The following is a 26,302-nucleotide window of genomic DNA, read 5'->3' as shown; positions in this document are numbered from 1 at the left end:
CGTAGCTCCATCATAGCCAATGGAGCCACCAGTTGGCAGCGCTGGCGCGGTGCACGGGCAAAATTCTTTGCCGTCGGGGTGTCAGCAGCGGCGAACGCTGATCGGTCAGCGTTTGGGCCGATAGTAGACCTGAGTCCAGCTTGCCTGATCTTGCCAGCCGATTCGGTCCTGGTTGGTGTAGCGCCAGAATATGCCCATGCCGGCCAGTCCCCAGGCGGGAATGGCTGCCAGTAGCCGCAGGGTCGCGTGCATCCAGCCCAGCGGCCGGTTATTGGTCGAGGCCAGGTGAATGCGCCAGGCGCGCATGCCGACCGTCTGGGTTTTGGTGACCCAGAACCCGGCAAAATAGAAATAGATGATCAATAGGTTCCAAAGTATGAATAGGGGGTTGCCGGGGGCAATGGCATCGGCGCCGGTCAGGAACTTATTGAACGCGACAGCCACAAAGCCGAGCAACATCAGCACGCCCAATAGCACCAGCCAGTCGTAAATCAGGCTGCCAATCAGGCGGATCAGTCCTGCGGGCCGGAGGGGTAGAGCGTCGGTCATGGGGGTACCTGTCAATCGGAATGGTCGGCAGGGTAATGCAATGCGTGTGGCTTGCCAAGATTCAACCGGCGGCCCGGGCGCTGTCGATGGGCAAAAAAGAACAGTTATCGGTAGAGAAAGTAGCGGGTAGTCGTTTATCATTTGCGTTCACCTAACCAAGGAGCGCGATGCAATGGCCACCGGGAAGCAACGGGTCGTTGATGACATGGAGCAGAACGTACACGATGCCTCTCTGCTGCTGAAAGCATTAAGCAATGAATGCCGGTTGCTGATTCTGTGCAATCTGCTCGACGGTGAAAAATCCGTTTCCGAGCTGAATCTGCGCATCGACCTGAGTCAGTCGGCGTTGTCGCAGCACCTGGCGCGATTGCGCCGCGATAACCTGGTGAAAGTGCGCAAACAGGCACAAACGGTCTATTACCGCATCGCCAGCGACGAGGCAGAACAGGTCATTGGGCTGATGCACAAGCTCTATTGCGAATAACCTGCGGGGTTGAAAGCCGACGTTATTTTGACGAGCATGGCCGGAACCTGCGTTTTAACTGCGTTGTGAAGCACAGTTTGGGGGCAGGGGAATTGACTTTGCTGTGAAAGTGTATAGGTTACTTTTTAGTCAGGGAGAAGATGACCGGTAAGACCACACTATTCAGCGTTGCAAGTCACGGAAAGACGAGGTGTACCAGGCAGGCTGGCTACCCCAGGAGGGTATGCGGTCGCTTTACAGTACCATTCGACTGACCAGACAGGGCGAACATGACCGAAGCAAAACCCAGACTCGATGCCAATGTCAGCAGACTGCACGCACCCCGGTACAGCTCAAGTGAGCTGCCGCCGTTGCCTCCCCGAATCCGACTCGCTGCCCGTTGCTGGGAGCGTGTCTGGAACCTGACACTCAGTCAGGCGCCTGATACTCAGAGCGAACCCATCAAGAGCTTTATTCAGCGCTTCAATACGGAAGCAATAACGACACGCGGCTTTATGCGGTCCAACCGGAAGCTGTGCTTTGCCATAACCGGTGAAGACATAGGCGAGCAGGCAGAATTCGAACTGGCGATGACCATCATGGCGCGCCTGGAAGCCGAGTACGGGCTGATTGAGCGGGTGGAAGATCGCCCGGCGCAGGTTTGGCCCTATCAGGCGTTCAGTGATTTCTGACAGACGCCACGACTGGCTTCACCCGTTGAGTGATAGGAAGTAAACAGGATCAGCCCGCCAGCCATTTTTGCCAGATGGCGGCGCCCCAGACAACCATGGCTATGAAGATCGTCAGCAAGACCGCAGCGGAGCCCATGTCCTTGGTGCGTCCCGACAATTCGTGAAATTCTGTACTGACCCGGTCAACCAGGGCTTCGAGCGCACTGTTGATCATCTCTACCACCATAATCAGCAAAAGAGACGCGATTAGAATGGCCGCTTGCCACAGGGTGGTTGCTATCCACAGAGCGGCGGGCAGGCCGATGAACAAAGCGATGGTTTCCTGGCGGAAAGCCTCTTCGTGCTTGACCGCGCTGCGCAACCCCTGCCAGCTGTAGCGGGTGGCATTGACCCAGCGTTGCAAGCCTCTGGCGGGCAGGTTGCGAAGCTCCCTGATGCGCGAATAGGAGTCCATAAAGTGGAAGTAGCCTCGTTATGATGTGCGTTGTCTGGCCAGTTGGCGGTTGGTGGCCTGTGTTGCCGGCGCCGCCATCGGCTCGGTTGGCCAGGGGTGTTTGTTATAGCGGCCGCGCATTTCCTTGCGGATTTCAGGGTAAACGCTAGCCCAGAAATGTGGCAAATCGATGACACTGGCGAGGGTTCGGCCGTTGGGCGCTTGCAGGTTGAGTGTCAGCGTCAAATGGCCGCCAACCAACCGGGGTGACTCCGATAAACCAAAGGCTTCCTGCAACTTCAGATCAGCAGACACACGGCTGGCATCCGCATCGTAGACCAGCGGAACCGCCCGGCCGGAGGGTGCTGTCCAGCGTGACGGGCACAGTCGATGCAATTGCTTCACCTTGTCGTAGCCGAGCCAGGCGTTGAGTACCTCGGGGGTGTTGAGCCCCGACAAACGCGTCAGAGCGCTCAAATAAGGCTCAGCCCAGCGCACCAGAACATCCGGAGTTGGCAGATCGGGCCAGTCATCCGGCAGGTGATGGCGTACCAATTGATAGCGATCGATCCAGTAACCGAGAGATTCGGCGTCAGGCCACTGCCTGACAGGTGTCTGAATCAAACACTGACGCCAGGCTTCTGCTTTTTGGCGGGCGTCCGGTCGTGTGGGCCGGGTAGACATCACAAAGGCACCGCGACGTTGCTCGGCTTCAAACCGGTCCTGTTCGGGCCGGTAACGAACGGTTTCCGTCTCAGGCAATGCGTCTATGATGGCTGCTTCATCAAGCGGCCATAAAGTATGGGCAAGAATGCTGCCGCCCTGGTCTTGGCCGTGTAACAGCAGATACCAGCCGGGTTTGGGTGTCTGTTCCCGGCTCCGGACTTGTCGGCCGGCTGCCAGTCGGGCGTTGCCATCTGAATCTACCCGGACCAGGCGTTGCGGAAATGCCCTGATCAGCAAGGCATCGGGTAGGGTGTCGGCCTGATTGTTGAGCGTTACACCCAGTGAACGGGCCAGTCGCCGGGTTTCCTGTTTCAGGCGCGCATCGCCCTGTGCCACCAAGCTGGAAAATGCATCTCGCACCGGCTCAGGCAGAGGCTGTTCCAGGCTCAGCAGGGCGGCAAACCAAAGGGCGTCGCTGACCAGTCCAGCCTCGGTGGCCAGACTGACCAGGTGTGCCAGCGCCGGGGGAAGCCCGACACGGATCAGCGTGCGGCCATGATCGGTCAGTTGCGCGCCAGTGGTGTCGACGGCCTGCCAGGCGTGAAGTTGACTCAGCGCGACTTGCCAGCGGCCCGGGTTGGGAGGTGTTAGCCAAAAGGCATCCTCGCGTTGCAGTCCCCAGTCAGCAAGATTCAACACCAGGGGTTTAAGGTCGGCCTGGGTAATTTCGGCGGGCTGATCGGGCGCCAGGGCATTGTGTTCGGTCTCCGACCAGAGTCGGAAACACAGGCCGGGCCCCTCGCGGGCGGCACGACCGGCACGCTGATCTGCACTGGATTTGCTGATGCGCCGGGTGACCAGCTCCGTCAGGTCGGTGTGCGGGTCGACCCGGGCATAGCGTTCACGACCCAGGTCAACTACGCAGCGCACACCGGGCAGGGTTACGCTGCTTTCCGCCAGGTTGGTGCTGAGAATCACGGTGGCATTACTGGAACGAAGCTGATCGATCAGATCGTCGTTGTTCACCTGGCTGTGGACAATGCAGCTGAGACAATCGGTCGGCAATCGCTGTTTGACGCTTTCAATGTCGCGCAGCCCGGGCAGAAACACCAGAATGTGGTCGTTACACTGGCGGCGGGCTTCATTGATGACCCCCAGCAACTCGCCCAGCCAGTCTTTCGTCCGAACGGGCCGGTAATGCAAGGTCAGCGGGTGCAATTGCCCGTCCGATTCAACTTTCGGCAGGGCGAGCCGCTGATGCAGGGTATCCATGGCCAGCGTAGCCGACATGACCAGCAGTTTCAGGTCGGGCCGGAACAACGCTCTGCAGCTGTGCAGCAGAGTCAGGCAGGTATCCTGATCGAGCTGCCGTTCATGGAATTCATCCAGAATGACCGTGCTGACGCCGGTCAGTTCAGGGTCCCGGGTGAGGCGGCGCAGGAAAGCGCCATAGGTGGTAACCGTCAGGCGGGTAGAGGCGCCGCGCCGGGTCTCATCACGCAGGCTGATCCCTACCGTCTGGCCAATCGGTTCATCCAGTTGGCGAGCCAATTGATACGCGGCCAGTTTGACGGGCAGTCGACGGGGCAGCAGTAACAGGATTTCCTGGCCGGTCTCCTCAAGCAGCCACAATGGCAAGCGGGTCGTTTTGCCCGAGCCAGGAGGCGACTGCACCAGACAGCCGCCTGTTTGCCAGTTCGACACAACGTCTTCGCGAATGGTATCAACAGGCAGAGCCGGCTTCATGCCAGCGGGTTACCATAGGGCAGAAAACGGTTATCGGTGTGAGCCTTGACCCAGCGAGTCAGCTCGACGTCGGGGAAGGCCCCCCGGGGTTTCAGGGTTTTGCAGATCCAGATAGCCGGGTTTTTGTCACCCGCCTCCCAGCCAGCCCAGTGTTGCTCGGCCAGGGTAAAAAATCGGACCAAGGCAATCAGGGTTTCGGTTTCCAGTGGCTCCAGCTCGGGCTGCCACTGCGATTGGGGTTGTTTCATCCACTCGTGTAGCTCGTTCAGGGCATCGGGGGCCTGCGCCGGGAAAAAATCGGCATCAGCCTGCCCAAGCGTTGCAGCCTGAATCAGGGTGTCGCGGGTCGGGGGTTGGGGTGCGGTATTATCGGGTGTCCAGGTGCCAAGAGACATAGAGGCTCCGTAGAAAAGGTGAGGGTGGGCAGTATATCGCAGCCGCCGGCCAATTGAACCCGCTGCGCGCGACCCCATTTAACCGGGTACATTCAAGAGGGAAGCAATGAGCATGAGACGTGATCAGCTGGGTTTCTGGTGCCTGAAACAGGTTTTTCATCAGCGCTGGCTAACCCGTTACCGCTGGGTTCACGACCGGCTGATGCGCGGCTTCCGCCATTACGCCGACCGGGACCTGGCCGACGCTCAGGAGCTTTATGGCTTTCTGCTGCTGCACCGGGGGTCGGATATTGGCCACAGGGCTAGCGGGGCACGGTATTTAAGCCGCGTTGCCAGTGTCGACCGGCCCAAAGCCGCCTGGCAAATGCACCAGTGTTATCGCGATGGCAATGTGCCTGGCTTCGCCGCCGACGCCAGCCGGGCAGACCATTATTTGAGACTGGCTGCCGAGGGCGGTCACCCCCTCGCGCTGGATCACCTTACAGAGACTGCCACTCCCGCGCCCAGGGCTGAGTAAATCCTTCGACCACATCGCTGGCACTGTTGTACTGGGAGCAGAGAATCTGCAATTTGGCCAGCACCGCTTCCAGCGGCATGCTGCCGCAGGCGACCGCCCCCACCTTGCTGAGCAGGCTGCTGGCAGCATACTGGCCCAGGTGCACCTCTCCGAACAGACACTGGCTGCGCACGAACACGGGTATGGACTGATCGCTGGCTTTTTCCAGAATGCGCTCGAGCGCCGAATCGGTCATCACATTGCCGCTGCCGTAAGTATTCAGCACCAGGGCGCGGTAGTTCCGGTCGACCATGCTCATCAGGCCATCCATCGGCATACCCGGAAACAGGGTTTGAACGCCCAGCGCCGAGGGACGCCAGGGCCGGTTAAGATCCAAACTGTTGGTGCCGGGTGGTTGAGACCAGAGACTGTCGGACCAGTTGGGCGTCATAAAGGCGCTGTCTGCGGCGGTATCAACCTTGCTTACCCGGCTGGCGGGCAGGCAGCGGCCGTTGAATGCGACAAACACTTCGGGCTGTTGCCGGGTCAGAACATCGAGCGCCAGGGTCAGGTTGTCAAAACCATCGCTGTTTGCTTGTATCAGGGGGCGCATGGCACCGGTAATGACCACCGTTTTACCCGATCCGGCCAGCAGAAAACTCAGCGCGGCGGCACTGTAGGCCAGGGTATCGGTACCGTGAATAATCAGCACGCCGTCGCAATCTGCACTGATGATCTGATCGCGCAACTCATACCAGTGGCCTGGGCGGATGTCCGATGAGTCGATCAGCGGTTGCCATTCCTGCCAGCTCAGGCTGTGCTCTTGCCAGGCAGCCAGACGATCATCACTGAGCAGTGTGGATTTCAGTAACCCCGCCTGAGGCGCCAGGCCTGAGGGAGTCCCTGCCATACCGATGGTGCCACCGGTGTTGATGATTAGGTAATGCGCCATGCCTGCCAAGCCTCTGATCAGTGGATAGTGAGGGGTGCTGCCTCAAAAAAACGCGCTATCAAACCATTGATCAGAGAGGCTTGCAAATGCAATGCAGCCCCCTGGCGGCTACTGTGCCTGGCGGGTGGCGGAAAGTGAGATTGATACCGACTCGGCAAACCGCAGGGCGTGAGGCTTGTCGATTTCCACCTCAGCGAAGCGGACTTCCTTGTGCTCCATGATCAGCGCCAGGACTTCGTGAGTCATGCGCTCGAGCAACAGGAACTGGTTGTCTTCAACAAAGGCAATGATTTGCTTGGTAATCACCCGGTAGTTCAACGTGTCTTCGATCTCGGTCGAGTGAATGGCATCGCTGGCGTCGAAGCGAATGGTGATGTTGAGCAGGATGTCCTGCTTGTTTTTGATTTCTTCTTCTTTAATGCCCACATAGGTGCGCAGGCGCAGATCCTTGATGCGGATACAGGCTTCAGTGTTTTCGTGAATCATCATCGACGTCCCAGCAAGGTAAGAAATTCATTGCGTGTATTTTGCGACTTGCGAAAGCTGCCCAGCATCACCGATGTGGTGGTTTTCGACTGCTGTTTCTCGACGCCGCGCATCATCATGCACAGATGCTGCGCTTCCAGAACCACACCGACACCGGCCGCACCGGTTACTTCGAGCACGGCATTGGCGATCTGCTTGGTCAGTTGCTCCTGAATCTGCAACCGGCGCGCAAACATGTCGGTAATGCGCGCAAACTTGCTTAACCCCAGCACCTTGCCCTGCGGAATGTAAGCAATGTGCGCCTTGCCAAAAAAGGGCAGCATATGGTGCTCGCACAGCGAATAGAATTCGATATCCTGCACCAGGACCATTTCATCGGTATCCGCGGTGAAAACCGCGCCATTGGTAACAGTGTCGAGATCCAGAGAGTAGCCAGCCGTCAGAAATCGAATGGCTTTCGCCGCCCGTTCCGGCGTGTCGAGCAGGCCATCGCGGGATGGGTCTTCCCCGAGATCGTTGATCAGGGTTTGGTATAGCTTGGGTAGGGTGTCAGTCATGTAACCGCTCTAGTAAATACAGACTGCCAGTATACGACAGTCTGCTGGCCTTGGATGATTGAAGTGCGTTATCGAGGTGCCAGACTCAAAGGCTGTCGAGAACAGCCAGTACATCATCGTGATGGCTCTTGGTCTTAACTTTCTCCATCACGTGGGCCAGGTTGCCCTCTTCATCAATGATAAAGGTGATGCGGTGTATGCCATCAAATTCGCGGCCCATGAATTTCTTCAGGCCCCAGACACCGAATTTGTCGGCAATGCTGTGGTCTTCATCGCTGAGCAGATCGAAATTCAGGGATTCCTTCTCAATAAATTTGACCAGTCGCTTGGGCGCATCCGGGCTGATGCCCAGGGCGATGGCGTTGCGTTTTTCCAGCTCTGCCTTGCTATCGCGCAGGCCGCAGGCCTGGGTGGTGCAGCCGGGGGTCATCGCTTTGGGGTAAAAATACAGAATCACCTTCTTGCCGCGAAAATCCTTGAGTGACACGGTTTCTTCGTTTTGGTTGAGGGTGGTGAATTCCGGGGCGGGAGCGCCGGTCTTGGGGAGGTTGAGAGTGCTCATAGAAACGATTCCTTCAGTTGGATACTGGTTAACAGTGTAAAAGATGGAAATCAATACGCGACTTCCAGAGTTTATGGATTCTAAATTCGTAATGTCAGAGTGAACCGCTTAGCGAGCACCGGCCACCGGGTTCGACTATCCGGGGAAGTCCGCAGCAGGGACTAAAACGCCAGGAGCGTTTTAGCATGACCGCAGCGAGCCCGGAGGGTGAATCCCATGGAGGGGATTCATATCCTGCGGTCTAGGCCCCAGGGATGGGTTGAGTGGGCGGCATCCCGCCCGACCCCGGATAGTCGAACCCGGTGGTTGGTGCGGGTGCGTGCCAGCATAGACTACGAAACCTAAGGTCAATAATAGGGCCGCTGTATGGGGGTTCAACCGGTGGCCGGTTTCTCCGGTGCCAGGGCCTGTTTGTGACTGTCGAAACCGCCCGATTTAAGGTATCCTCACTGCCCCGGTGAGGCCACCTTCAACGCATTGATTTTCTTATGTTTTTCGAGAATGAACGCAATCAGTTTTTCCGACCGATGACCGGTAAATACCGGGCTCAGCTGGTTGAATGTCTGACCGAGCTGTACCGGCGACTCTACAGCAGCTCCAGTGCCGACTATGGCCATGCCCTGTCGCGGGATGATGTGGTCGACACCTTTCAGGGAGCACTGGTGCGGGCGCCGGAGATGGCCACCGACGATGGTGACCGGGAAGGGCGGTTTCGCACCAGTCGGGATCAGGCCGTCTGGTCGCTGAACACCCTGGTCGAGCATGGCTGGCTGGAAAAACAGGTCGACGAAGCCACCCTGCAGAGCACCTTCAACTTCAGCCGGCGCGGCCGCCAGTTTACCGAGCCGTTTGTCGCCGGGGATCTGGACCAGATTCGCACCCGCCACCGCAACACCCGTAACGTCCGTAACGCCTTGCAGGCCTTCCTGGAGCGCGGTGAAGTGTATGACGTGCTCGACGCCTGGGAGTATTCCGAGCGAATTATCAGCGATTTTACCGATATTATCGCCGAACTTGACGAGCGAAAGCGGGCACTGGTGCGGGAAATGGAAAGCCAGGTCATGATCCAGCGCGTCAGTCAGGACTTCTTCGACTTCATGGAAAAACGCTTTCAGCCGGACCTGTCCATACGGCTCAGCGCCGATAACGTTGAAAAATACCGCGACGACATCGCCACTTGCATTCGCAAAATTCGCGCTCAGGATCGCAGCTTCAAAGCTCGCGCCGAGCGCCGTTTGCGCGAATTGCTGCCCGACCAGATTCAGGAGGGGCAGAGCCTGCTCTGGTCTGTGCTCGACAACATCGAAAGCCGGCTCAAAGCCGCCAGCGACATCATGGTGCCGGCCCTGCGCCGCGCTCTGCAGGGGTTCACCAAACGGGCCGACATCATCATTCGCCAGATCAGCTACCTGGCCAGCCAGCAACATAACGATGTGGTCAAGGTGTGCCAGCGCCTGAGCCAGCTGGATGCCGCCGACCGGGATGCCGGCCTGGCCCGCGCGGGTGCCGCTATGTCGGTCACCCGGGTTGGCTTTATTGACCCGGTGAGTGTGCGCATGCACGCCGCCCGAACCCGTCGTCACTTCGCCATGGACGTGACCGAAGACAACCAGGACGACTTCGACACCGAAGCGCGCAAGGAGCTCTATGTACAGCAGGTGCTGGACCAGGCCTTCCTGATCAACGACAACCGGGTTCGCAACTATCTGATCAACCAGCTCAGCCGGGGCGAAACCGTCTCCACTGCCGATCTACCGGTCGAGACTGCCGACGATTTGCTGGCCCTGGCGCACGCCATTGAAGTCGGCGCGGCCAGCTCACTGGCGTCCGATTATCGCTTTATCGTCGAGTGGACCGGTGATTCGGTCGCCTCGGAATACTTTGAATCCCAGGATAACTTCAGCATCCGGCTCGAGCCCCAGCGCGCGAGCGATGTTCCCGAACAGGAGTCAGACCATGTTTGATGATCTCGATCACCGGCTCGAAACCGCTGGTTTCAGTCGTCAGGAATACAGCGAACTGCTGATTCGGTTGCTCGATTATGGGGTGATTTGTCGGGATGAAAGCCAGATTGAACAGCAGCTGTACGATCGCTATTTGCGTCTGGAAGGGCAGGTGCAGGATTACCTGGAACTGATCGGGGTTCAAATTCAGCACGATCGCCGCTTCAACTTCGTGCGTCTGTTCCCACCCGGCGCCGAAGTGCCTGGATTGGACGATAGCGGCGAAGGGCCCTTCAACCAGGGGTTCCGGGTGCGCCTTAATCAACAGGAAGTGGCGCTGGTGTTGGTATTGCGCAGCCTCTACGACCGCGCCCTGCGTGAAGGCCAGGTCGACGACAATGGCTGCGTGCTGGCCTCGCTGGAAAACATCACCATCTCCTTGCGCAATCTGCTGAAGCGGTCACTGCCCGACAACGTCACCGAGCGCAAACACCTGTTCAAGCGTCTGCGCCAGTTACGATTGATTCAACTGAGCCAGGACGATGCCTTAGACAGCGGCGACTTCTGGGTGCGCATTCGCCCCATGATCATGAGCTACGTCTCCGATGACGTGCTCGGCGCTTTGCTCGAAGGAACAGAATTGCCCGACACAGCCGAACCATCGGTGGCGGCCGACAATAACCCGGAAATAAACGACGGAGATGAAAACGATCAACACCCGGATCGCATTACCGTAACTGACCCCACTGCCTCTGTTTTTGCACAGGACTGACCATGTTTTTAAAAAAATTCATCTACGTAAACTGGGGCAATATTCCGCTGCTGGAATTCGATTTCGGGCCTATCAACCTGCTCAGTGGTGGTAACGGTTCCGGCAAAACCACCGCCGCCGATGCGCTGCAAACCATCATGACCGCCGCGCACGATACACTGTTTCATTTCAACCCGGGGCAAGACGAGGCGACGCAGCGCGGCCGCGGCAAACAGGTACGCACGCTGGCCTCTTATGTGCTGGGTTGTGATGACGGCTCCTACGCGCGTCCGGATGGTGCCGTCGGCTACCTGGCCGCCGTGTTTCACCCCACAGAGGGTGAGCCGGCCGAGCCTTTTACCGCCATTATCGGTGCCAGTGCCTTTCTCGACAAAGCCGGCAGTCAGCCGATCGCCCGGCTGGGCGACATCAGCTATATGATTGCTCCGGGCGAGCAATTGAGCCAGTCAGATTTCGTCATCGAAGGCGATACGGGCCGCAGCGTGGTTAAGCTGGATGCCCTGGTTGGCCGCTTAAAAGCCCAGACCGTATCGATAGAAAAGTACGACACTAAAAAACAATATCTGCGCCGTTTTTACGCTGCCATTCGCGGCCGTAACGATGCCGTCAGTGAACGCGAAGCGATGAACGCCGCACGCGCTTTCTCCCGGTTTATGGCCTACAAACCAGTGAAAGGCATCAACGCCTTTGTAGCCCAGGAAATTCTAGAACAGAAGGATTTGGGAGAAGCCATTCGCACTGTGTCCGACCTGATGAAAACCATCAGCGGCATGGAAGCCGAAGCCAACCGACTGAAAAATACCATCGACCGCCTGACCACGTCGCGGGCCCACAGTGACCGCTACATCGACCAGTGGCTCGACTACAACCTGGCCGATTACATCGCTGCTAAATCCCGTTTTGTGAATGACCAGAAACGCTACCTGACCGCCAAGCAGGAACAGCAAAACCTGTTGCAGCAACGCGATACCGTGCAGTCTGATCTGGATGTTGCCGAGCAGCGCCGGGACCAGTCACACGAGCAGCTGGTGTCGCTGGAAGCGCAGCGTCGGGGCGTGGGCGCGCTGCAGGACAAAGACAAGTTTGAAACCCAGGCCGAGCAGTGCAAGAAAACCCTGACGCAACTGGCAACCCCCTTGTTGAAGCAAGACGACGCTCTGCAACGCAGCCTGAAAGCCAGCGCCCAGATACAGCAAAGCCTGTTGAAAACCAGCCTGGCGACCGAGCTTCCGGAGCTGGCTGGCAAACAACTCGGGCAACTGAGCAAGTCGGTGATGCAACAGTCGGACAGCCCCGTCGACTTTCGCAGTCTGATGAACCGCGACTGGATTGACTTGTCGCCGCTGGAGCAGCATCTGGACGATGTCATTGCCCAGCAAAGCCTGATGAACCAGTGGCGTGAAGCCTGGTTTAGCGATGGCTGGTCGAGTACGGGTGTCAGTCTGCGCGATCAGTTACAGCGCGTGCAGGACCGGCGGGAACAGAAACTCGCCCAGATCCGCCAGTCGATCAGCCGCAAGCAGCAGGACATCGATAGCCTCGAAGGCCAGCAACTGAACTACCCCTATCACGTGCGCACCGCGCTGGAAGCGATTCGCCGGGAACTGCCCCAGGCCGACCCGCGTGTGCTGTGCGACCACGTTGAGATTCGCGACCCGAAATGGCAGTCGGCACTGGAAGGTTATATTGGCGGTGCCCGTTTCGCGATTCTGGTAGAAGCCAAATACGAGGCGGACGCCATTCAAATTGTGCGCAACCTGCCCAAGGATAACCGCGCCCGGGTCATTCAGGGCAGCAAGGCCCGTCAGGATGCCGAGCGGGTCACCTTGCCCGCCAATTCGGTGGTGCACCTGATGGAATTCGATCATTCCGTAGCGCGCGCCTACTTAACCGCAAGCTACGGCCTGGTTGAGCAATGCGAAGACGCCGAGGCGTTGAAAAAGACCCGTCGCGGGGTGACGCATCAGGGCCTCGGCAGCGGCGCCTACGCGATGTACCGCTGTGACATGCCTGTCTCGGACCTGGTGTTCGGGCAGGGTGCGCGCGAGCGCGCTATGGCCGCCAAGAAAGACGAACTGATGACCCTGGCTCAGCAGGCCAACGACTGGCAAACCCAGGTGCAGGAAGTCAGCGCGCTCTACCAGGCGGTGAACCAACTGGCGCATCTGAACCATGCCGATTTAATGCGTGACATGCTCGAAGCCCAGCGCGCCTTGCGCATGGCCGAGCAGGCGCTGGCCTCACTGGATCTGAGCGACGCCCAGGGCCTGGAGGACGAATACCGAGAAGTCAGTGAACAGCTGAAAGCACTGGATGCGCGCATTCGTGAATTGATCGAACGCAAGGGCAGTTTGGGCGAGCGCATCGAGACCCTGTCGCGCCAGTGCAAGGCCCTCAGTGATCAGCAGGAAACCACGGAATTGCACAGCGAGCGCAAGGAAAATTACCTGCGCGATCTGGTCAGTGTGTGGCCTGAATTCGATGTCGAAGCACGGCTCGAAGAAGCCGATGCAGCGGCCGAGACCGCCGATGCCGATACCCAGGAAAACCTGCGCAAATCGCTGGAAAGTGAGCTCAATGCCCGCGCACACGAATTGGAACAGTTGCTTAAGGATCACAACCAGGATTGTCAGCCACAGGATGCCATCGCACTGGACCTGAACTACAGCGAATTGCACAGCGCCGATTTCTTCAAGGGCATCGTGTCGCTTCGCCGCCAGGTCGATCAGGTGCATAACCGCCTGAAGAACAACATTCTGGTCGAAAAAGTCGACAACCTGGGTGCGCTCAAAGACAGCTTCAACAATGCCTTTGTCACCAACTTGTGCCACGCCATTTATCAATCGATCAATGATGGTAAGCGGGTACTGGAAGATCTGAACGCCGAGCTTGAACACCACCGGTTTGGCGCCGACCGCGAACGTTACTGGTTCGATTGGGACTGGGTGCCGGAATACCGGGAGTACTGGCATTTCTTCGATGAAGTAATCAAAAGCCCGTCGCTCGGCGAAGGACAAACCCTGTTCGATACCGAATTGAGCACTCGTTCAGCCCAGGTCCGCGACCAGTTGATGGAGATGTTGCTCGATGACGATGAGCAACGGGCCCTGCGCGAGCTGGAGCGAATATCCGATTACCGTAATTACCGCAATTACGAAATCTATAAGCAGCCAGAAGGCAAGCAACCGATCGCGCTGAGCCAGTATGGCACCGGCTCGGGCGGTCAGCTGGAAACCCCGGCCTATATTATACGTTCGGCGGCGATCACCTCGGCCTTCCGCTTTAACGAAGGTGATTCGCACCTGCGCATGGTACTGGTGGATGAAGCCTTCTCCAAAATGGATGAAACCCGGTCCAAAGAGGTCATCCGCTACCTGACAGAATCACTCGGATTGCAATTATTGTTCATCATGCCGACCAGTAAATCCGGCCCCTTTATGGACATGATTTCCAATCAGTTTGTATTCTCCAAGGTACCGCTGGCCCAGGGCAATCGGGTCGGGCAATTGAACACCCGCGTTCTGGTCGACCGGCAAAAATGCAATCAGGATAAAATCCGGACACTCTGGGCGAACCACCGCAAGGTGATTCGGCAACAGGCCGAACTGGATTTCATGGCAGATATTGAATAAATAAGGCAAGTTTCGGAGTTAAGGTTTCCCAAGTGGCTATCGCCCGCGACGGACACCGGTGATGCCTTTGCGGGGTCGGCGCGAATCTGTCCATGGCGGTCCGACGTCTCGGGCCTAGACCGCAGGATATGAATCCCATCCATGGGATTCACCCTTCGGGCTCGCTGCGCTCATGCTAAAACGCTCCTGGCGTTTTAGTCCCTGCTGCGGGCTTCCCCGCAAAGGCATCACCGGCATCCGTCGCTCGCCCTGTGGGAGCCGAAACCTGAGGCAACAAACTACGGCGCCCAATCGGTTGGATCTGCCATACTGCTTACTTGAGTTTCGAGGTTTGCAATAGACTAGCGACGGGTGGCAGGGCTGCTTCTGCGGGGGTATCTGAGGCATGGATGCCGAAGTTAAGCTTACATGGACGTATTCACAGCGCCCCCGCAGGAGCAGCCCTGCTATCCGGCGCGGGTTCAAGGCTATGCAGCCAATTTGAACTCCGAAGTTTGACTACTATACAGTTCAGCGGTTTAACGGGTTGCAGCAATAGGCGGCTAAGGAAATATAAATGGCAATACATGAAATTACACACCCACTGATTCAGCATAAACTGGGTTTGATGCGCGAAGCGGGCATCAGTACCAAGCATTTCCGGGAACTGGCTGGTGAGGTTGGCAATTTGCTGACCTATGAAGCGGGGCGGGAGCTTGAAACCGAAACCGTCGAAATCGAAAGCTGGACCGGGGCGCCCCTGAAGGTGCAGCGGATTAAGGGTAAAAAGATTACCGTGGTGCCCATTTTGCGGGCCGGGCTTGGCATGCTCGATGGCGTAATGCAGCTTATTCCCAATGCCAAGGTCAGTGTTGTCGGGTTATACCGGGATGAAGAAACGCTGGAACCGGTGCCGTATTTCGATAAGGTCATCGAAGATGTCGAAGACCGGACAGCATTGATTGTTGACCCCATGCTAGCAACCGGGGGCACTCTGATTGCCACGATTGAATTATTGAAAGCCAAAGGGTGCAAGCGGATTATGGGCCTGTTCCTGGTCGCCGCCCCGGAAGGTATCGAGGCCGTGTTGAAGGTTCATCCGGATATCGATCTCTATGTGGCCTCGGTAGATGACCGCCTGAACGATCAGGGCTATATTATTCCTGGCTTGGGCGACGCGGGTGACAAGATATTCGGGACGCGCTGAGAACGGCTTGCCAAACCAGTGATGACCATTTAATTTGCTGCAAAACTGGAAATAGAGTCTAAAGTAGGGGGAGTGACAGGCCGAGTCCTCGCCGGAGGCAGTTGAAGGCACCGGACGAGGCTGGCACCTAATATCAGCCTGACGGAGTCAGTGCTGTGGGATACCGGGCTAAAATCATGCAAAAACAGCGTTTGTTAATTGTTGACGACAATCTCGACTATGCGCGCAAGCTGAGGGATTACCTTGCGAGCAATGAATACGATGTTGATGTGGAATCCGATTCATCTGTCGCCTTGCGCCGTATACGGGACGAGCAGCCCAGTGTGGTGCTGATCGAAGTCGATTTGCATGGGGATAGCGGCCTCACTGTGTGCAAGCTGAGCCGCAAGGAGTTCAAAGGCGGCATTATCCTGTTAAACGACACGGCGGATGAACTCGATCAGGTACTGGGGCTTGACCTGGGTGCCGATGATTACCTGTTAAAGTCGGCCTCACATCGGCTTATTCTGGCGCGTTGCCAGGCCCTGATGCGGCGCTCGGATCGTGCCCGTGCAGCCGAGATACCCGCCAAGACCGAGCGACTTCAGTTCGGCGACCTGATCATCGACAACACCATGCGTGAAGCCTGGCTGGGCAGCTCCACCATCGACCTGACCAGTGCCGAGTTCGACTTGCTGTGGCTGCTGTCCAGTCACGCGGGGCAGATTCTAACGCGTGAAGAAATATTCAACCGCTTGCGTGGCATTGAATACGACGGTCAGGACCGGTCGGTAGACGTGCGCGTATCGCGCATTCGCCCCAAAGTCGGGGATGATCCGGAACACCCCCGTCGCATCAAAACAGTGCGTAGCAAAGGCTATTTGTTTGTGGGGGAGGTGTTCAAGCACTGACCCGGCGCCAGGCTACTTGCGTTTCGCCCGGTACACCTTGAACCCGCGCCCGTGGGCCATCTCTTCAACCATTCCTACCGTCGCTGGCAAGCACGACTGGTAATCCAGAAACTCGTTGGCAACCCACCAGAGGGTACCACCGGATACCAGCCAGTCGGCACTGGCCCTGAATAACGCTTCACTGGCTTCGTAGTGCGTGCGAATGCCGGTATGGAAGGGTGGGTTGGTGATGATGGCGTTGAAGCGGGTGCGATCCAGTTGTGCCAGCCCATCCGACCAAACCACCCGGTAGCGATCGTCGGTCGCCACCCTGGCCAGGTTTTGCTCGGTAGAACGAACCGCCAGCCAGTCGATATCCAGGGCCGTGACGGTGACATGCTCAGAGCGTCCCAGCAACGCCTGGGCAATGACACCGCTGCCACAGCCAAAATCCAGACAGTGGCCCTTCATGACGGGCAGAACACTCAGCAATAAGTCGGTGCCTTTGTCGAGGCGGTTTTGGCTGAATACCCCGGGAGCGGCTTGCAACAGCTGGCCCTGATAGTCAAATTCAGTCCAGTTAGGCGCCTCTGGCAAGGTGGCCTCGGGTGCGATGTGCAATTGATGCAGCACGCAATGCCGGGCGCTGTCCCATTTTTCGGTTTCCGCCCAGTCGAGTACGCGCTTGGGCAGGCTTTTTATGCCACCCTTGTTCTCACCGACCACCCAGACCTGACAATGAGGATGCTGCTGCACGAAACTGACGATCCGGTGCAGCCACCAGGCCAGGCGTTCCTTGGCTTTGGGATAGAACAGAACAATCCCATTTGTCTGTGCCGGCCAGTCATCGTCGGCCGCCAAGGTATTCAACCCGGGTGTGTTGAACACACTGCGGTCCAGACAAACTGCCTGATCGGTCGTTTTGATCAGTCCGTTGCCTTCAGGCGCATCCAGCCAGAGAATGTTGAGCGCTGAGAAGTGAGTCTGGTGACGTTCAAGCAGTTGCCAGCTTGGTTGCATAAGTGATCGGTCCTTAAAAACGCAGAGTTTAGCAAACTAGTGATAGCCAGGGACAGGCTCATTGACGGTCGGTTTGATTGGTGAAGGGCGCGGAGATTGCTATGTTGGTCGCACAAGGTAGGCGTAAAAAAACGGACACCGGGGAAGATGTCCGTATAAACATGGGGCTGGGCCCACATAGGAGTAGTCACCATACTGCTGCTACCAACAGTATTAGAAGTATAGTGACTGCATCAGGTTTCGCTGGCTTTATATAGAATTAATGCGTTCTAAACTTAAGCTTTTTAACTACCAACCGACATATTTCGCAGGGCGCACCATTGCCGGTTGTGTCATAACAGGGTGGATACATGGTCAAACTGAGCAAATTAGCGGGCATTGCCTTTTTGCTGGCATTGGGTGTGATGCCCGTTATTGGCCACGGCTACGGTACCGTCGGCCACGCCAGCCAACAATTGCGTCTGCTCGCATCCGAGTTGATTCAGCCGGTCCTGAACCGGCAGGCACTGACCGTCAGTGTGCCCGATCTGCCGTATGTGATTCTAGATACCGACCCACAAGGGTTGCGACAGCAGCTGGATGTTCTGGTTGCCGAGGGCTTATTGCAGCGTGAAGCCGTTGTCGCTGAACAGCGGGAATTAACCACTCAGGGGTGGGTAACGCGCAATACGGCAGGCGTGCAATATTTACCGGTAGCCGGGGTGTTGCAGCCGACCATTCGATATGGCGAGTCCGAGCTACTTCGCCTGGGTGAAATAACGCTCGACCCGCAACCCGGTGGCGATACTCAGGCGCGGATCAGTTTTACCTGGCAAGTGGATAACCTCGCCGAGTGGGTATGGGCTCCGGTATTTGATAACGACGCACGCCTTAACCGTATAAAAGCGAGTACAGAAACGCCCATACCGGGATCGGCTGAACTGGTATGGGATCCGGTGGAGCAGGGCTGGATATTGAATGAACTGGACGCATTTCCGGTTCAGTGACCCGGATGGGCCTTACACAGTCGCTGATTCAACTGAAATATAGCCGCCTTTAATGCCGTCGGCATCAATAGCGCATTCAGTGTAGGTTCTTCGGCCAGTAAGGCCTGGATGACCTGAACCAAAATGTCTGACCAGTCATCCGCGATAAAGCATTCCGGTGGCAATTCATGCAGTGCATCCATCAACAGGCCTTTCATTTCCGGCATGCGGCGCTGCGCGCACTCGTTAAAAGCCAGGCTGACGATCATATCGGCGACCTGATGCCTGCGCAGAAAAACGAGGGATGGCGCCGGCGCTTCTGTCGCGGCATGGTAACCAGTCATTGACAGCCTCCTGTTTCAACTCAACGGTCCGTCAAGCTACGCCGGTACTGACCATCGGGCAATGCATAACCCTGGGGAGAGGGTGTGTACAAGATGTCGATAACTCAGGGTGAGTGAATGCTCACAGGGCAGGCCTTGATCGTTCTGATCAGACTCTTTGTGTATCTTTGTAACTAACCGGGAATGATGAAAAATTCGAGTCTGTGGCGGGGTTATAGAGCCGTTATCGGGAGTAAGTAATGTCAAAAGCGATGGCCTGATTATTTTTTTTGATTGGCCTGAGCTTCGAATGGCCTCCCGGGCATCTTCTCGCAGGGCAGTTTGCGATCAGCTGAAAATAGACGGGTCTTGGAAAGCTGGGCGTTGGCGTAAATCAAATTATAAGGAAGACAATGCGATAAATTTCGGCGTTTCGATTAGGTTTTTATCCGTGAATAACACCTTCACGTTTATCGGATAATGCGGTCAGTTATTCAATTTATACTTCAGTCTGACAATCCATAAAGGTGAAATTGGACCGGCTCTCGAATTAGCAGGCGATGAAATTAAGACTGATTAAAATGGTTTTTCGCAGTTTTACGAAATTATGCGGCAAAAAATGTTCTTAATATCACTTTTTGTTAAATTATAGTTTGCATCTTTAAGGGCATCTGACTAAATTAGCGTTATTGAATTGCTCTTTTGGAATGAGTTTTCATTCCAGATGCCAAAGTAATAAATGAGAAGGAGATACCCATGGCTGTTGCCAAAAAGAAAACTGCCGCCAAGCGTGGCCCAAAGCCCGGTGCAAAACGCACTGCCAAAAAATCAGTAGCACGTAAGACACCTGCCAAGAAAACCACTGCTAAAAAAGCACCTGCCAAGAAAGCAGCGGCCAAGAAAGCGCCGGGTCGTCCTCGTGCGGCAGCAACGGTTACTGCCTCTGCAGTAAATACGGCCGTTGTGTCAGCCGCCAAGAAACTCGATAAAGCCGAAGCCGATCTGGTGAAAGCGCAAGCGAAACTGGATGCAGCTGTAGCCAAAAAGGCCACCGCTAAAACCAAGGTTGCAACCGTTAAGTCTGCTGCCGCTAAGCGTGCGCTGGATACAGCCACAGCCCAGGAAAAGGCAGCCAAAGAAGCCGTTGCCAAATTGAAGCAGACCGTAAAAGCGGCCAAATTCGATCATAAAGTTGCTGAAATCGAAGCCCAGGCTGAAGAGCTGAAAGCCAAGGTTGAACTGAAAGCGGCTGAATTCGAAATGAGTCTGGCTGCCAAGCAGGAAGAAGATCTGGCGAAAGAAATCGCCAAATTTGAATCCAAGTGGCGTCAGGCACGGGTCCGTAAGGATGCCAAAAAATTGAAGGTTTTCCGCGCCAAAGAAGAAGCCAAGAGCAAGGCAGCGGCACGCAAAATCAAGGCAAAGGTCAAGTCACTTGCCAAGAAAGAAGCCGCGAAGCAAAAGCCGGGCCCGAAGAAGCGTGGCCGTCGGCCGGGCCCGGGTCGTCCGCCAAAAGCGAAGGCGGCAGCAGCAAGCTGAGTAGCCCCTCCTTTCTGACCGATTAAAATGTCGCGAAAAGCCACCGAAAGGTGGCTTTTTTGTATTCTGAGGAAGGTCTGCGCTGTGCTAAACTCCCGGCTTTTCAGGGTTCGATCCTATGACACGACTTCTGGCCATCGACACCACGGGTGATTTTTGCTCACTGGCTTTGAAAGACGGTGACACCGTCTTTCAGTGTCATCAGAGCCTGCCAAGACAACATGCACGCCAAATACTGCCCTTACTCGACCAGTTGATTGCCGAGTCGGGATGGGCGCGAACCAGCCTGGACGCAGTTGTATATGGGCGTGGGCCTGGTTCGTTTACCGGCATTCGCATAGCGGCCGGCATTGCTCAGGGTATCGCACTGGGTGCCGATTGCGGTGTCATTCCGGTTAGTACGCTGCAGACACTCGCAATGGAAGCAAGTCACGCCGATCCCGATGTCAGACAACTCTGGGTTGCGCTGGATGCGCGCATGCGCGAACTGTATGTTGCCCGGTACCAGGTCGAGCAGGGGCTTCCCGTATTGCAGGGTGAAGAATTGCTGATTACGCCTTATCAGTTACCGTCGCCACCCGATACTGAATCCATGGCGTTCACCCGATTGGCAGGGAATGGCTGGCAAACTGACTACGGCTTCAGTGATACCTGGAGTGCCTGTCTGGCGCTGCAACCTTCAACCCTGACGTTGCCCAGAGCGATCTGGGGCGCTGAACTGGCTTTGGCGTTGCTGCAACGTGACCCCACTGTGAGCGTTGCCCCCGAGCATGCTCTGCCGGTGTATTTGCGTGACAAGGTAACCTGGGATAACAAACCCAAAGTCGGTGAGTAACCGGTTTTATTCACAATTTGACCGTCTTCGGTGCTCGAGGCGGTCTTTAACACATTAGGGATGCGTACATGCTGTCTGAGCTGCAAATCATTGTTCTGGCTCTGATTCAGGGAATCACCGAATTTCTACCCATTTCCAGCTCAGCTCACCTGATATTGCCGTCGCAGTTACTGGGCTGGCCCGATCAGGGATTGGCTTTCGATGTTGCTGTACATGTCGGCTCCCTGCTGGCGGTGCTTTGGTATTTTCGTGTCGATGTAGGCCGCATGCTGTTGCACTGGAGCTTGCATCTGGCGCGTCGTCCGCACGATGCCAGCGAACGGACGCTGGCCTGGTGGATTATTCTGGCAACCATTCCTGCGGTGATATTTGGCTATCTGTTTCAGGATCAAATCGAGACTCACTTGCGCAGTATTCTGGTGATCGCCATCACCACCAGTCTGTTCGGTGCAGCCTTGTGGTGGTCGGATGTTGGCGTGGCAGAAACGCGAACCCTCGGCCAGTTAAACTGGAAACATACGGTGTTGATTGGTTTGGCGCAGGCCATTGCACTGATTCCGGGAACCTCGCGCAGCGGCATTACCATGACCGCCGCAATGGCGCTCGGTTATGGCAAGAAAGACGCGGCCCGGTTCAGCTTTTTGTTGTCCATACCGTTGATCTTTGCGGCCGGCGTGTTGAAAACTATCAGTCTGATTCAACAACCGGATCTGGTGTACTGGAACCAACTGTTCGTAGGAACAGTGCTCTCCTTTGTCAGTGCCTATGCCTGCATTGCGCTTTTTCTGAAGTGGATTGAGCAAATTGGCTTTTTCCCGTTTGTGCTATATCGCTTTGTGCTGGGCGGCGTATTGTTTTTTATCTATTTTTCACTGTGATTCGACACCTGCAGCGGTACAGCCAATAACCTATGACCGAACCCACGCACTGGATAGACTTTTACATCGAAGCGGGTGAGTCCGGTAAGCTGGCGGTCCCGCAGACGGAACCCCAACTTGCCGTCTTGTGCCGAAAGGTGACGGCGCGACCAACCGGACTTTATTTGACCGTTGTTGAAGGTGCACTGGGCTTGGCCAGCGGTGAAACACCAAAGCAGCATCCTGTCAGTGTCGATTTTGTCAGTGGCGCAGCGCGTCATCGCCAACAGTACGGAGGGGGGCGGTCTCAGGCCATCGCCCGGGCTGTCGGGTTGCATCAGCGCAAAGACCTGCTGGTTCTGGATGCCACGGCGGGCCTTGGTCGGGATGCCTTTGTGCTCGCCAGCCTGGGCGCGACCGTTATTATGCTGGAGCGACACCCCGTCGTACGGTTGTTATTGAGTGACGGTCTGGAGCGGGCTCGCAGCAGCGGCGACCCCGTGTTTGAACGAATGAGCCTGCTTTCAGGCACGCTGGATGGCCATACGAACAGGGTATCTCCCGATGTCGTGTATCTGGACCCTATGTTTCCCGAGCGCCGCAGCAAAGCGGCGGTAAAAAAAGACATGGCGCTGTTTCATTCACTGGTGGGTGCCGATGAAGATGCGGATGCCTTGCTGGCACCGGCGTTGGCCTGTGCACAGCGTCGGGTGGTGGTGAAACGCCCACGGATTGCGCCTCCCCTGGCCGGAAATGCGCCCGGAATGGTGCTCGCCGGTAAAAGCAGCCGCTTCGACATCTATCCGCTCAGGTCCATTACGCAAGGCCACGACCCGGCGACTTAAGTGCTGCGTTCCTCGTCGCCTTCGCGCAGCCCGGTCACCTGCATGATTGAGTACAACACCTGGGCAGGCACCACGCTGTCAGAGGCCAGTACAATGTTCAGGATGCGGTCATCGAATTCCAGACAATGCTGATCATTGACCGTGATTGCCTGCCGGGCTTTCAGGGTCTGCAGGAAATTCTTGAACAGGGCCTTGTCAAAAAACTCAGGGGCATTCAAGCCATTGAGCACTGACAGACGCTGTGCCATCTGTTGCGATTGATTTTCCACTTCGGTGCTGGTTGCCTCGCCCGAACCGGCGCGAATCAGTACGGCCAACGTCAGCAGGTAACGTTCCAGTGTCGGCACCATTATGGCTGCCAGCAGTTCGAGTTTCAGCCGGCTGGCGGTGCCCATCAGAGAGGCAAACCAGCGATCTTCCTGGCAATGTATCAGGCCGGCCTGGTGAAAGAAGTCGATCCAGACTGGCACCTGATGCTGGGCTTCCTCAACGCTGGGAGCGAGAAAGAGTTCGCTTTGCAAATAGGGGTAAATCAGGCCGACTCGCTCTCTGAGCTTGTCGAGGCTGATGCCCTGGCCCTGCCCGAGCAATGCAGCGACCAGTGCCGGAATGGCGTAGAGGTGCTGGACGTTGTTGCGATAATAGGACATCAGTACCGCGTTCTGACTGTCCAGACCAAAAAGGTCACCCAGCTTCTGGGGGATACGCCGCAACATGCCCATTTGCTCGGTATAGTCGACCCACTGTTTGGCATCGCCTTCTGGCAAGGTGATGTGGGTATCGTAAGGCAGGTGTTGTTGCAGTTCCGTTAACAACGTTAATTGTTGCTGTAACAATTCTCCATCCATGGCTTGTCGGGGCGTGGCCAGCAGTGTCAGGGCGACCAGGTTGATCGGGTTCAGTGCGGCGGCTGAATTGATGCGGGTGACCACGGTGCGTGACAGTTCGTCGACAAAAGGCACCATCCAGCTGGGTCGGTCGTCTGGTCCGTAGCTGTGTTGATCCCAGCCGGGTTGAAGCGTAGACAGCAGGGTGTTTAAGTGCAGTGGCTCACCTATGTTCAGGAAAACCTGTCCGTAATTTTTCAGACGACGTACTGATTTGACCAGATCGAACAGATTCTCTTTTTTCTTTTCCTGACCCTGCAATTCGCCGAGATAGGAACGAGATTCAAACACTTTTTCGTAGCCGATGTATATCGGAATAAAAACGATGGGCCTGTTGTGATCCCGCAGATGGCTGCGTACTGTCATTGCCAGTGTTCCCGTCGCTGGAGTGCGCATCCGGCCGGTGCGTGAACGGCCACCTTCCACAAAATACTCTACCGGATAGCCCCGGGAGAACACCGAGTGCATGTATTCGTTGAAAACGGCCGTATAGAGTTTGTCGCCACCGAATTTACGACGAATAAAGAAGGCCCCGCCACGACGCAGCAAAGCGCCAACAACCGGCATGTTCAGGTTTTCGCCGGCCGCGATGTGAGGCACGTTCAAGCCCTGATAATAGAGGGTATAACTCAACAACAGATAGTCGAGATGGCTTCGGTGACAGGGCACGTAGACGATCTCATGGTCTTCAGCCAGCTTCTTTACCGGTTCAAGGCCATTGACCTGTACGCCGTTGAAAATTTTATTCCACAGCCAGGTCAGAATGACATCGAGAAAACGGATAACGTTGTAGGAAACATCAGCCGCGATGGTATTGGCGTGCTTCTGAGCCAGACGTTCGGCTTTTTCACGGCTGATGCCCTTGGCTGCAGCATGGTTTTCAATCGCTTTGCGAACCGGCGCTGTATGCAGCAGGTGGCTAACCAGTACGCGCTTGTGAGACAGGTCTGGCCCGATGACCGCCGTGCGGACGCGGCGAAAATGCACGCGTAACACCCGGGCGACCTTGCGGCTGGCAATATCGGTATCCGGTTCGTCGTTAACCAGTTGGCGTAATGACACCGGTTCGTTAATTTCAAAATAGGTGTTGCGGCCATTAATCAGCACCGTAAACAACTTTTTAAGGCGGCCAGCCAGATTCCAGTTCGAGCTGAACAGCACCTTGAGAAGGTTATTGCTTTTGCGTGCGCCGCGGCCCCAGAACAGGGCAACCGGCACCAGCAGAATATCTTCGTCGGGGTTTTCAGTCAGGTAATTCAGCATGGGCTGAATGAGCGGTGCGACACCGCTGCGATGACGCCTCAGTACAGAGCGCCGCGCATGAATGCTGATTAATGGTCGGCTGCCTTCAAGGCCCGGTAATTTTAGGCGTCGCGACAGATCGGGTAACCCCAGCTTACGGCACTGATGGTCGAGCACCATTGCATCGGCAGTGGACTGTTGTTCCAGCACATAAACCACCGGCGTGGCCTGGGTGAGGGCATTCAAGTCCACCCTGGCGGGTTTGTTGTCGGTTCTGACCCATAAAAACAAGACGCTTTGAACACAGCGACTGATCATATCGAGCAACGAACGCATAGAGGGGCACCTGCCTGCCAGAATGTAGTGGCGCTAGTTTACCTCAACCCAGGCAAAAACGCAGAACCGCCCGGTTAACCGGCACTCAGTAATGTGGCGGTGGCTGGTCGACAATATCGGGTGACAGGCCGTCTTTGAGATCCTGATGTTCCGCAGCCAGGCGTTGCAGGGCGAGCTCGAGGCGGGACAGTTGTTGTTGCTGATCGGCGATGACCTGATTCAACTGGTCGATAGTGTCGTCCTGGTGGGTTAAACGTATTTCCAGGTCTGTCAGGCGGTCTTGCTGGTTCATAATCGTGGTCCGGGGCTGGTTTTTGGCGTGATTTTTGGCATTATGACGGGCTTTGCGGTGACAGATCGCGGGCATTTTTGCCCCCGGGGTATCGAGCAGGAAGCTCAGTCACGGCGGTTTTGCAGTGGAATCTGCCTGGGTAGCCATTGCCATCCGTTTGGTGCCAGGTGTTGATAGAAGTAATCTACTTACAGCAACAGTCTACTTATAATAACAGCGTATCCAGGGATTGAGCGTAAAAATGACAACAATTCGAACAGTTGAGTGGTAATTATGAACGCAAGAATATTTTTGATTCGTGCCGGCGTGGCGCTGCTGGTAGCCCTTCCGGCACCGGTGATTCTGGCCGCCGCCCTGGTTCTGTCTGGTGTCGGTAGCGACATGACTCTGGCCGAACTGACTAACAGCCAGGTCAGTGGGGCAGAATGGTCGGCGTTTGCAGCGGTGTTGATTGTGGTGTGCGTGCTGGCCGTTCTGGCGCAATATATGGCTCAGCCGCTGTTGGGACAAGCCGAAAAAGATGATCGCGAAGAAGGCATCGTCAAGTGGTTTAATGTCAGCAAGGGGTTTGGGTTTATTACCCGGGATAACCAGGAAGATGTCTTTGTGCATTTCAGGTCCATTCGCGGAAGAGGCCATCGTTCACTGCAGGAAGGCCAGCGCGTGAAATTTGGCGTGGTCGAGAGTACAAAAGGCTTGCAGGCTGAAGATGTCACTGTGGTTCGGCAACGATAAATCGCGGCATTCAAGCACAAAAAAGGC

The 26,302-nt window shown here is 56.3% G+C and carries 26 protein-coding genes; 14 read left to right on the top strand and 12 right to left on the bottom strand.

What is annotated here, in order from left to right; genetic code table 11:
* Positions 1-105: 105 nt before the first annotated feature.
* Positions 106-549, bottom strand: coding sequence for an RDD family protein (locus ACHUE7_RS08955; protein ID WP_348475622.1), 444 nt, complete (start codon positions 547-549; stop codon positions 106-108).
* Positions 550-721: 172 nt separating this feature from the next.
* On the opposite strand from ACHUE7_RS08955, the gene ACHUE7_RS08950 reads away from it, so the two are divergent.
* Both ACHUE7_RS08950 and ACHUE7_RS08945 read left to right on the top strand, forming a co-directional pair.
* Positions 722-1,033, top strand: a complete 312-nt coding sequence (locus ACHUE7_RS08950) for an ArsR/SmtB family transcription factor (protein WP_127555031.1) — start codon at positions 722-724, stop codon at positions 1,031-1,033.
* Positions 1,034-1,302: 269 nt separating this feature from the next.
* Positions 1,303-1,704, top strand: a complete 402-nt coding sequence (locus tag ACHUE7_RS08945) for a hypothetical protein (RefSeq protein ID WP_127555032.1) — start codon at positions 1,303-1,305, stop codon at positions 1,702-1,704.
* Positions 1,705-1,753: 49 nt separating this feature from the next.
* Here the strand turns inward: ACHUE7_RS08945 and ACHUE7_RS08940 are convergent, their stop codons facing one another.
* The 3 genes from ACHUE7_RS08940 to ACHUE7_RS08930 are packed head-to-tail and all read right to left on the bottom strand — an operon-like array spanning position 1,754 to position 4,944.
* The gene (locus tag ACHUE7_RS08940) at positions 1,754-2,158 is read right to left on the bottom strand and encodes a diacylglycerol kinase (RefSeq protein ID WP_394169660.1); all 405 of its coding nucleotides are present in this window, start codon (positions 2,156-2,158) and stop codon (positions 1,754-1,756) included.
* Positions 2,159-2,176: 18 nt separating this feature from the next.
* Positions 2,177-4,549: an ATP-dependent helicase C-terminal domain-containing protein gene (locus tag ACHUE7_RS08935; protein ID WP_394169659.1), complete on the bottom strand. Its 2,373-nt coding sequence runs from the start codon at positions 4,547-4,549 to the stop codon at positions 2,177-2,179.
* Positions 4,546-4,944 (bottom strand): hypothetical protein, encoded by a 399-nt coding sequence (locus ACHUE7_RS08930; RefSeq protein WP_394169658.1) that lies wholly within the window; start codon positions 4,942-4,944, stop codon positions 4,546-4,548. Before ACHUE7_RS08930 ends, ACHUE7_RS08935 begins: the two co-directional genes overlap by 4 nt.
* A 106-nt stretch (positions 4,945-5,050) precedes the next feature.
* Here ACHUE7_RS08930 and ACHUE7_RS08925 point away from each other — a divergent pair, with 106 nt between their 5' ends.
* A complete protein-coding gene (locus tag ACHUE7_RS08925) occupies positions 5,051-5,461 on the top strand; it encodes an SEL1-like repeat protein (RefSeq protein ID WP_394169657.1) in 411 nt (136 codons plus the stop codon).
* Here ACHUE7_RS08925 and ACHUE7_RS08920 read toward each other — a convergent pair.
* From ACHUE7_RS08920 to bcp, 4 genes are all read right to left on the bottom strand, one after another.
* Positions 5,424-6,392: an asparaginase gene (locus ACHUE7_RS08920; RefSeq protein ID WP_394169656.1), complete on the bottom strand. Its 969-nt coding sequence runs from the start codon at positions 6,390-6,392 to the stop codon at positions 5,424-5,426. The genes ACHUE7_RS08925 and ACHUE7_RS08920 overlap by 38 nt on opposite strands.
* Before the next feature lie 108 nt (positions 6,393-6,500).
* Positions 6,501-6,881, bottom strand: a complete 381-nt coding sequence (gene folX / locus ACHUE7_RS08915; protein ID WP_127555038.1) for a dihydroneopterin triphosphate 2'-epimerase — start codon at positions 6,879-6,881, stop codon at positions 6,501-6,503.
* The gene (folE, locus tag ACHUE7_RS08910) at positions 6,878-7,435 is read right to left on the bottom strand and encodes a GTP cyclohydrolase I FolE (RefSeq protein WP_127555039.1); all 558 of its coding nucleotides are present in this window, start codon (positions 7,433-7,435) and stop codon (positions 6,878-6,880) included. Before folE ends, folX begins: the two co-directional genes overlap by 4 nt.
* Before the next feature lie 85 nt (positions 7,436-7,520).
* Positions 7,521-7,997 (bottom strand): thioredoxin-dependent thiol peroxidase, encoded by a 477-nt coding sequence (gene bcp, locus ACHUE7_RS08905; protein ID WP_394169655.1) that lies wholly within the window; start codon positions 7,995-7,997, stop codon positions 7,521-7,523.
* Positions 7,998-8,485: 488 nt separating this feature from the next.
* Between bcp and ACHUE7_RS08900 the strand changes: the two genes are divergently transcribed.
* The 5 genes from ACHUE7_RS08900 to ACHUE7_RS08880 all read left to right on the top strand — a co-directional run bounded on the left by ACHUE7_RS08900 (position 8,486) and on the right by ACHUE7_RS08880 (position 16,420).
* A complete protein-coding gene (locus tag ACHUE7_RS08900; RefSeq protein WP_394169654.1) occupies positions 8,486-9,961 on the top strand; it encodes a Wadjet anti-phage system protein JetA family protein in 1,476 nt (491 codons plus the stop codon).
* Entirely contained in the window at positions 9,954-10,712 is a 759-nt protein-coding gene (locus ACHUE7_RS08895; RefSeq protein ID WP_394169653.1) for a DUF4194 domain-containing protein, read from the top strand. The genes ACHUE7_RS08900 and ACHUE7_RS08895 overlap by 8 nt, the downstream gene beginning before the upstream one ends.
* A 2-nt stretch (positions 10,713-10,714) precedes the next feature.
* Positions 10,715-14,344, top strand: coding sequence for an ATP-binding protein (locus ACHUE7_RS08890; RefSeq protein ID WP_394169652.1), 3,630 nt, complete (start codon positions 10,715-10,717; stop codon positions 14,342-14,344).
* A gap of 556 nt (positions 14,345-14,900) precedes the next feature.
* Positions 14,901-15,530 carry a uracil phosphoribosyltransferase gene (gene upp, locus ACHUE7_RS08885; RefSeq protein WP_348475611.1) on the top strand — a complete coding sequence of 210 codons (630 nt, stop codon included), beginning with the start codon at positions 14,901-14,903 and terminating at the stop codon, positions 15,528-15,530.
* Positions 15,531-15,706: 176 nt separating this feature from the next.
* Positions 15,707-16,420, top strand: coding sequence for a winged helix-turn-helix domain-containing protein (locus ACHUE7_RS08880; RefSeq protein WP_394169651.1), 714 nt, complete (start codon positions 15,707-15,709; stop codon positions 16,418-16,420).
* Positions 16,421-16,432: 12 nt separating this feature from the next.
* Here the strand turns inward: ACHUE7_RS08880 and ACHUE7_RS08875 are convergent, their stop codons facing one another.
* Positions 16,433-17,419, bottom strand: a complete 987-nt coding sequence (locus ACHUE7_RS08875) for a methyltransferase (protein WP_394169650.1) — start codon at positions 17,417-17,419, stop codon at positions 16,433-16,435.
* A gap of 350 nt (positions 17,420-17,769) precedes the next feature.
* On the opposite strand from ACHUE7_RS08875, the gene ACHUE7_RS08870 reads away from it, so the two are divergent.
* Positions 17,770-18,405, top strand: a complete 636-nt coding sequence (locus tag ACHUE7_RS08870) for a hypothetical protein (protein ID WP_394169649.1) — start codon at positions 17,770-17,772, stop codon at positions 18,403-18,405.
* On the opposite strand, the gene ACHUE7_RS08865 is transcribed toward ACHUE7_RS08870, so the two are convergent.
* Positions 18,399-18,728, bottom strand: a complete 330-nt coding sequence (locus tag ACHUE7_RS08865; protein WP_127555048.1) for a hypothetical protein — start codon at positions 18,726-18,728, stop codon at positions 18,399-18,401. The genes ACHUE7_RS08870 and ACHUE7_RS08865 overlap by 7 nt on opposite strands.
* A 735-nt stretch (positions 18,729-19,463) precedes the next feature.
* Between ACHUE7_RS08865 and ACHUE7_RS08860 the strand changes: the two genes are divergently transcribed.
* The 4 genes from ACHUE7_RS08860 (at position 19,464) to ACHUE7_RS08845 (ending at position 22,783) form a co-directional block, all read left to right on the top strand.
* Positions 19,464-20,246, top strand: a complete 783-nt coding sequence (locus ACHUE7_RS08860) for a hypothetical protein (protein WP_394169648.1) — start codon at positions 19,464-19,466, stop codon at positions 20,244-20,246.
* 118 nt (positions 20,247-20,364) lie between these two features.
* Positions 20,365-21,081, top strand: a complete 717-nt coding sequence (gene tsaB, locus ACHUE7_RS08855) for a tRNA (adenosine(37)-N6)-threonylcarbamoyltransferase complex dimerization subunit type 1 TsaB (RefSeq protein ID WP_394169647.1) — start codon at positions 20,365-20,367, stop codon at positions 21,079-21,081.
* Between the two features lie 68 nt (positions 21,082-21,149).
* A complete protein-coding gene (locus ACHUE7_RS08850; RefSeq protein ID WP_394169646.1) occupies positions 21,150-21,959 on the top strand; it encodes an undecaprenyl-diphosphate phosphatase in 810 nt (269 codons plus the stop codon).
* Positions 21,960-21,991: 32 nt separating this feature from the next.
* The gene (locus ACHUE7_RS08845; protein WP_394169645.1) at positions 21,992-22,783 is read left to right on the top strand and encodes a class I SAM-dependent methyltransferase; all 792 of its coding nucleotides are present in this window, start codon (positions 21,992-21,994) and stop codon (positions 22,781-22,783) included.
* Here the strand turns inward: ACHUE7_RS08845 and plsB are convergent.
* Positions 22,780-25,248 (bottom strand): glycerol-3-phosphate 1-O-acyltransferase PlsB, encoded by a 2,469-nt coding sequence (gene plsB, locus ACHUE7_RS08840; RefSeq protein WP_394169644.1) that lies wholly within the window; start codon positions 25,246-25,248, stop codon positions 22,780-22,782. The two genes, ACHUE7_RS08845 and plsB, sit on opposite strands and share 4 nt — an antisense overlap.
* 85 nt (positions 25,249-25,333) lie before the next feature.
* Positions 25,334-25,540, bottom strand: a complete 207-nt coding sequence (locus ACHUE7_RS08835) for a SlyX family protein (protein WP_394169643.1) — start codon at positions 25,538-25,540, stop codon at positions 25,334-25,336.
* A gap of 273 nt (positions 25,541-25,813) precedes the next feature.
* Between ACHUE7_RS08835 and ACHUE7_RS08830 the strand changes: the two genes are divergently transcribed.
* Positions 25,814-26,275, top strand: coding sequence for a cold-shock protein (locus ACHUE7_RS08830; RefSeq protein WP_394169642.1), 462 nt, complete (start codon positions 25,814-25,816; stop codon positions 26,273-26,275).
* Positions 26,276-26,302 lie beyond the last annotated feature (27 nt).

It is taken from the genome of Saccharospirillum alexandrii (genome assembly GCF_043641555.1).
Taxonomy (GTDB): Bacteria; Pseudomonadota; Gammaproteobacteria; order Pseudomonadales; family Natronospirillaceae; genus Saccharospirillum; species Saccharospirillum alexandrii_A.
The sequence above is the reverse complement of the archived record's forward strand: the minus strand, read 5'-3'. Positions and strand labels throughout refer to the sequence as shown.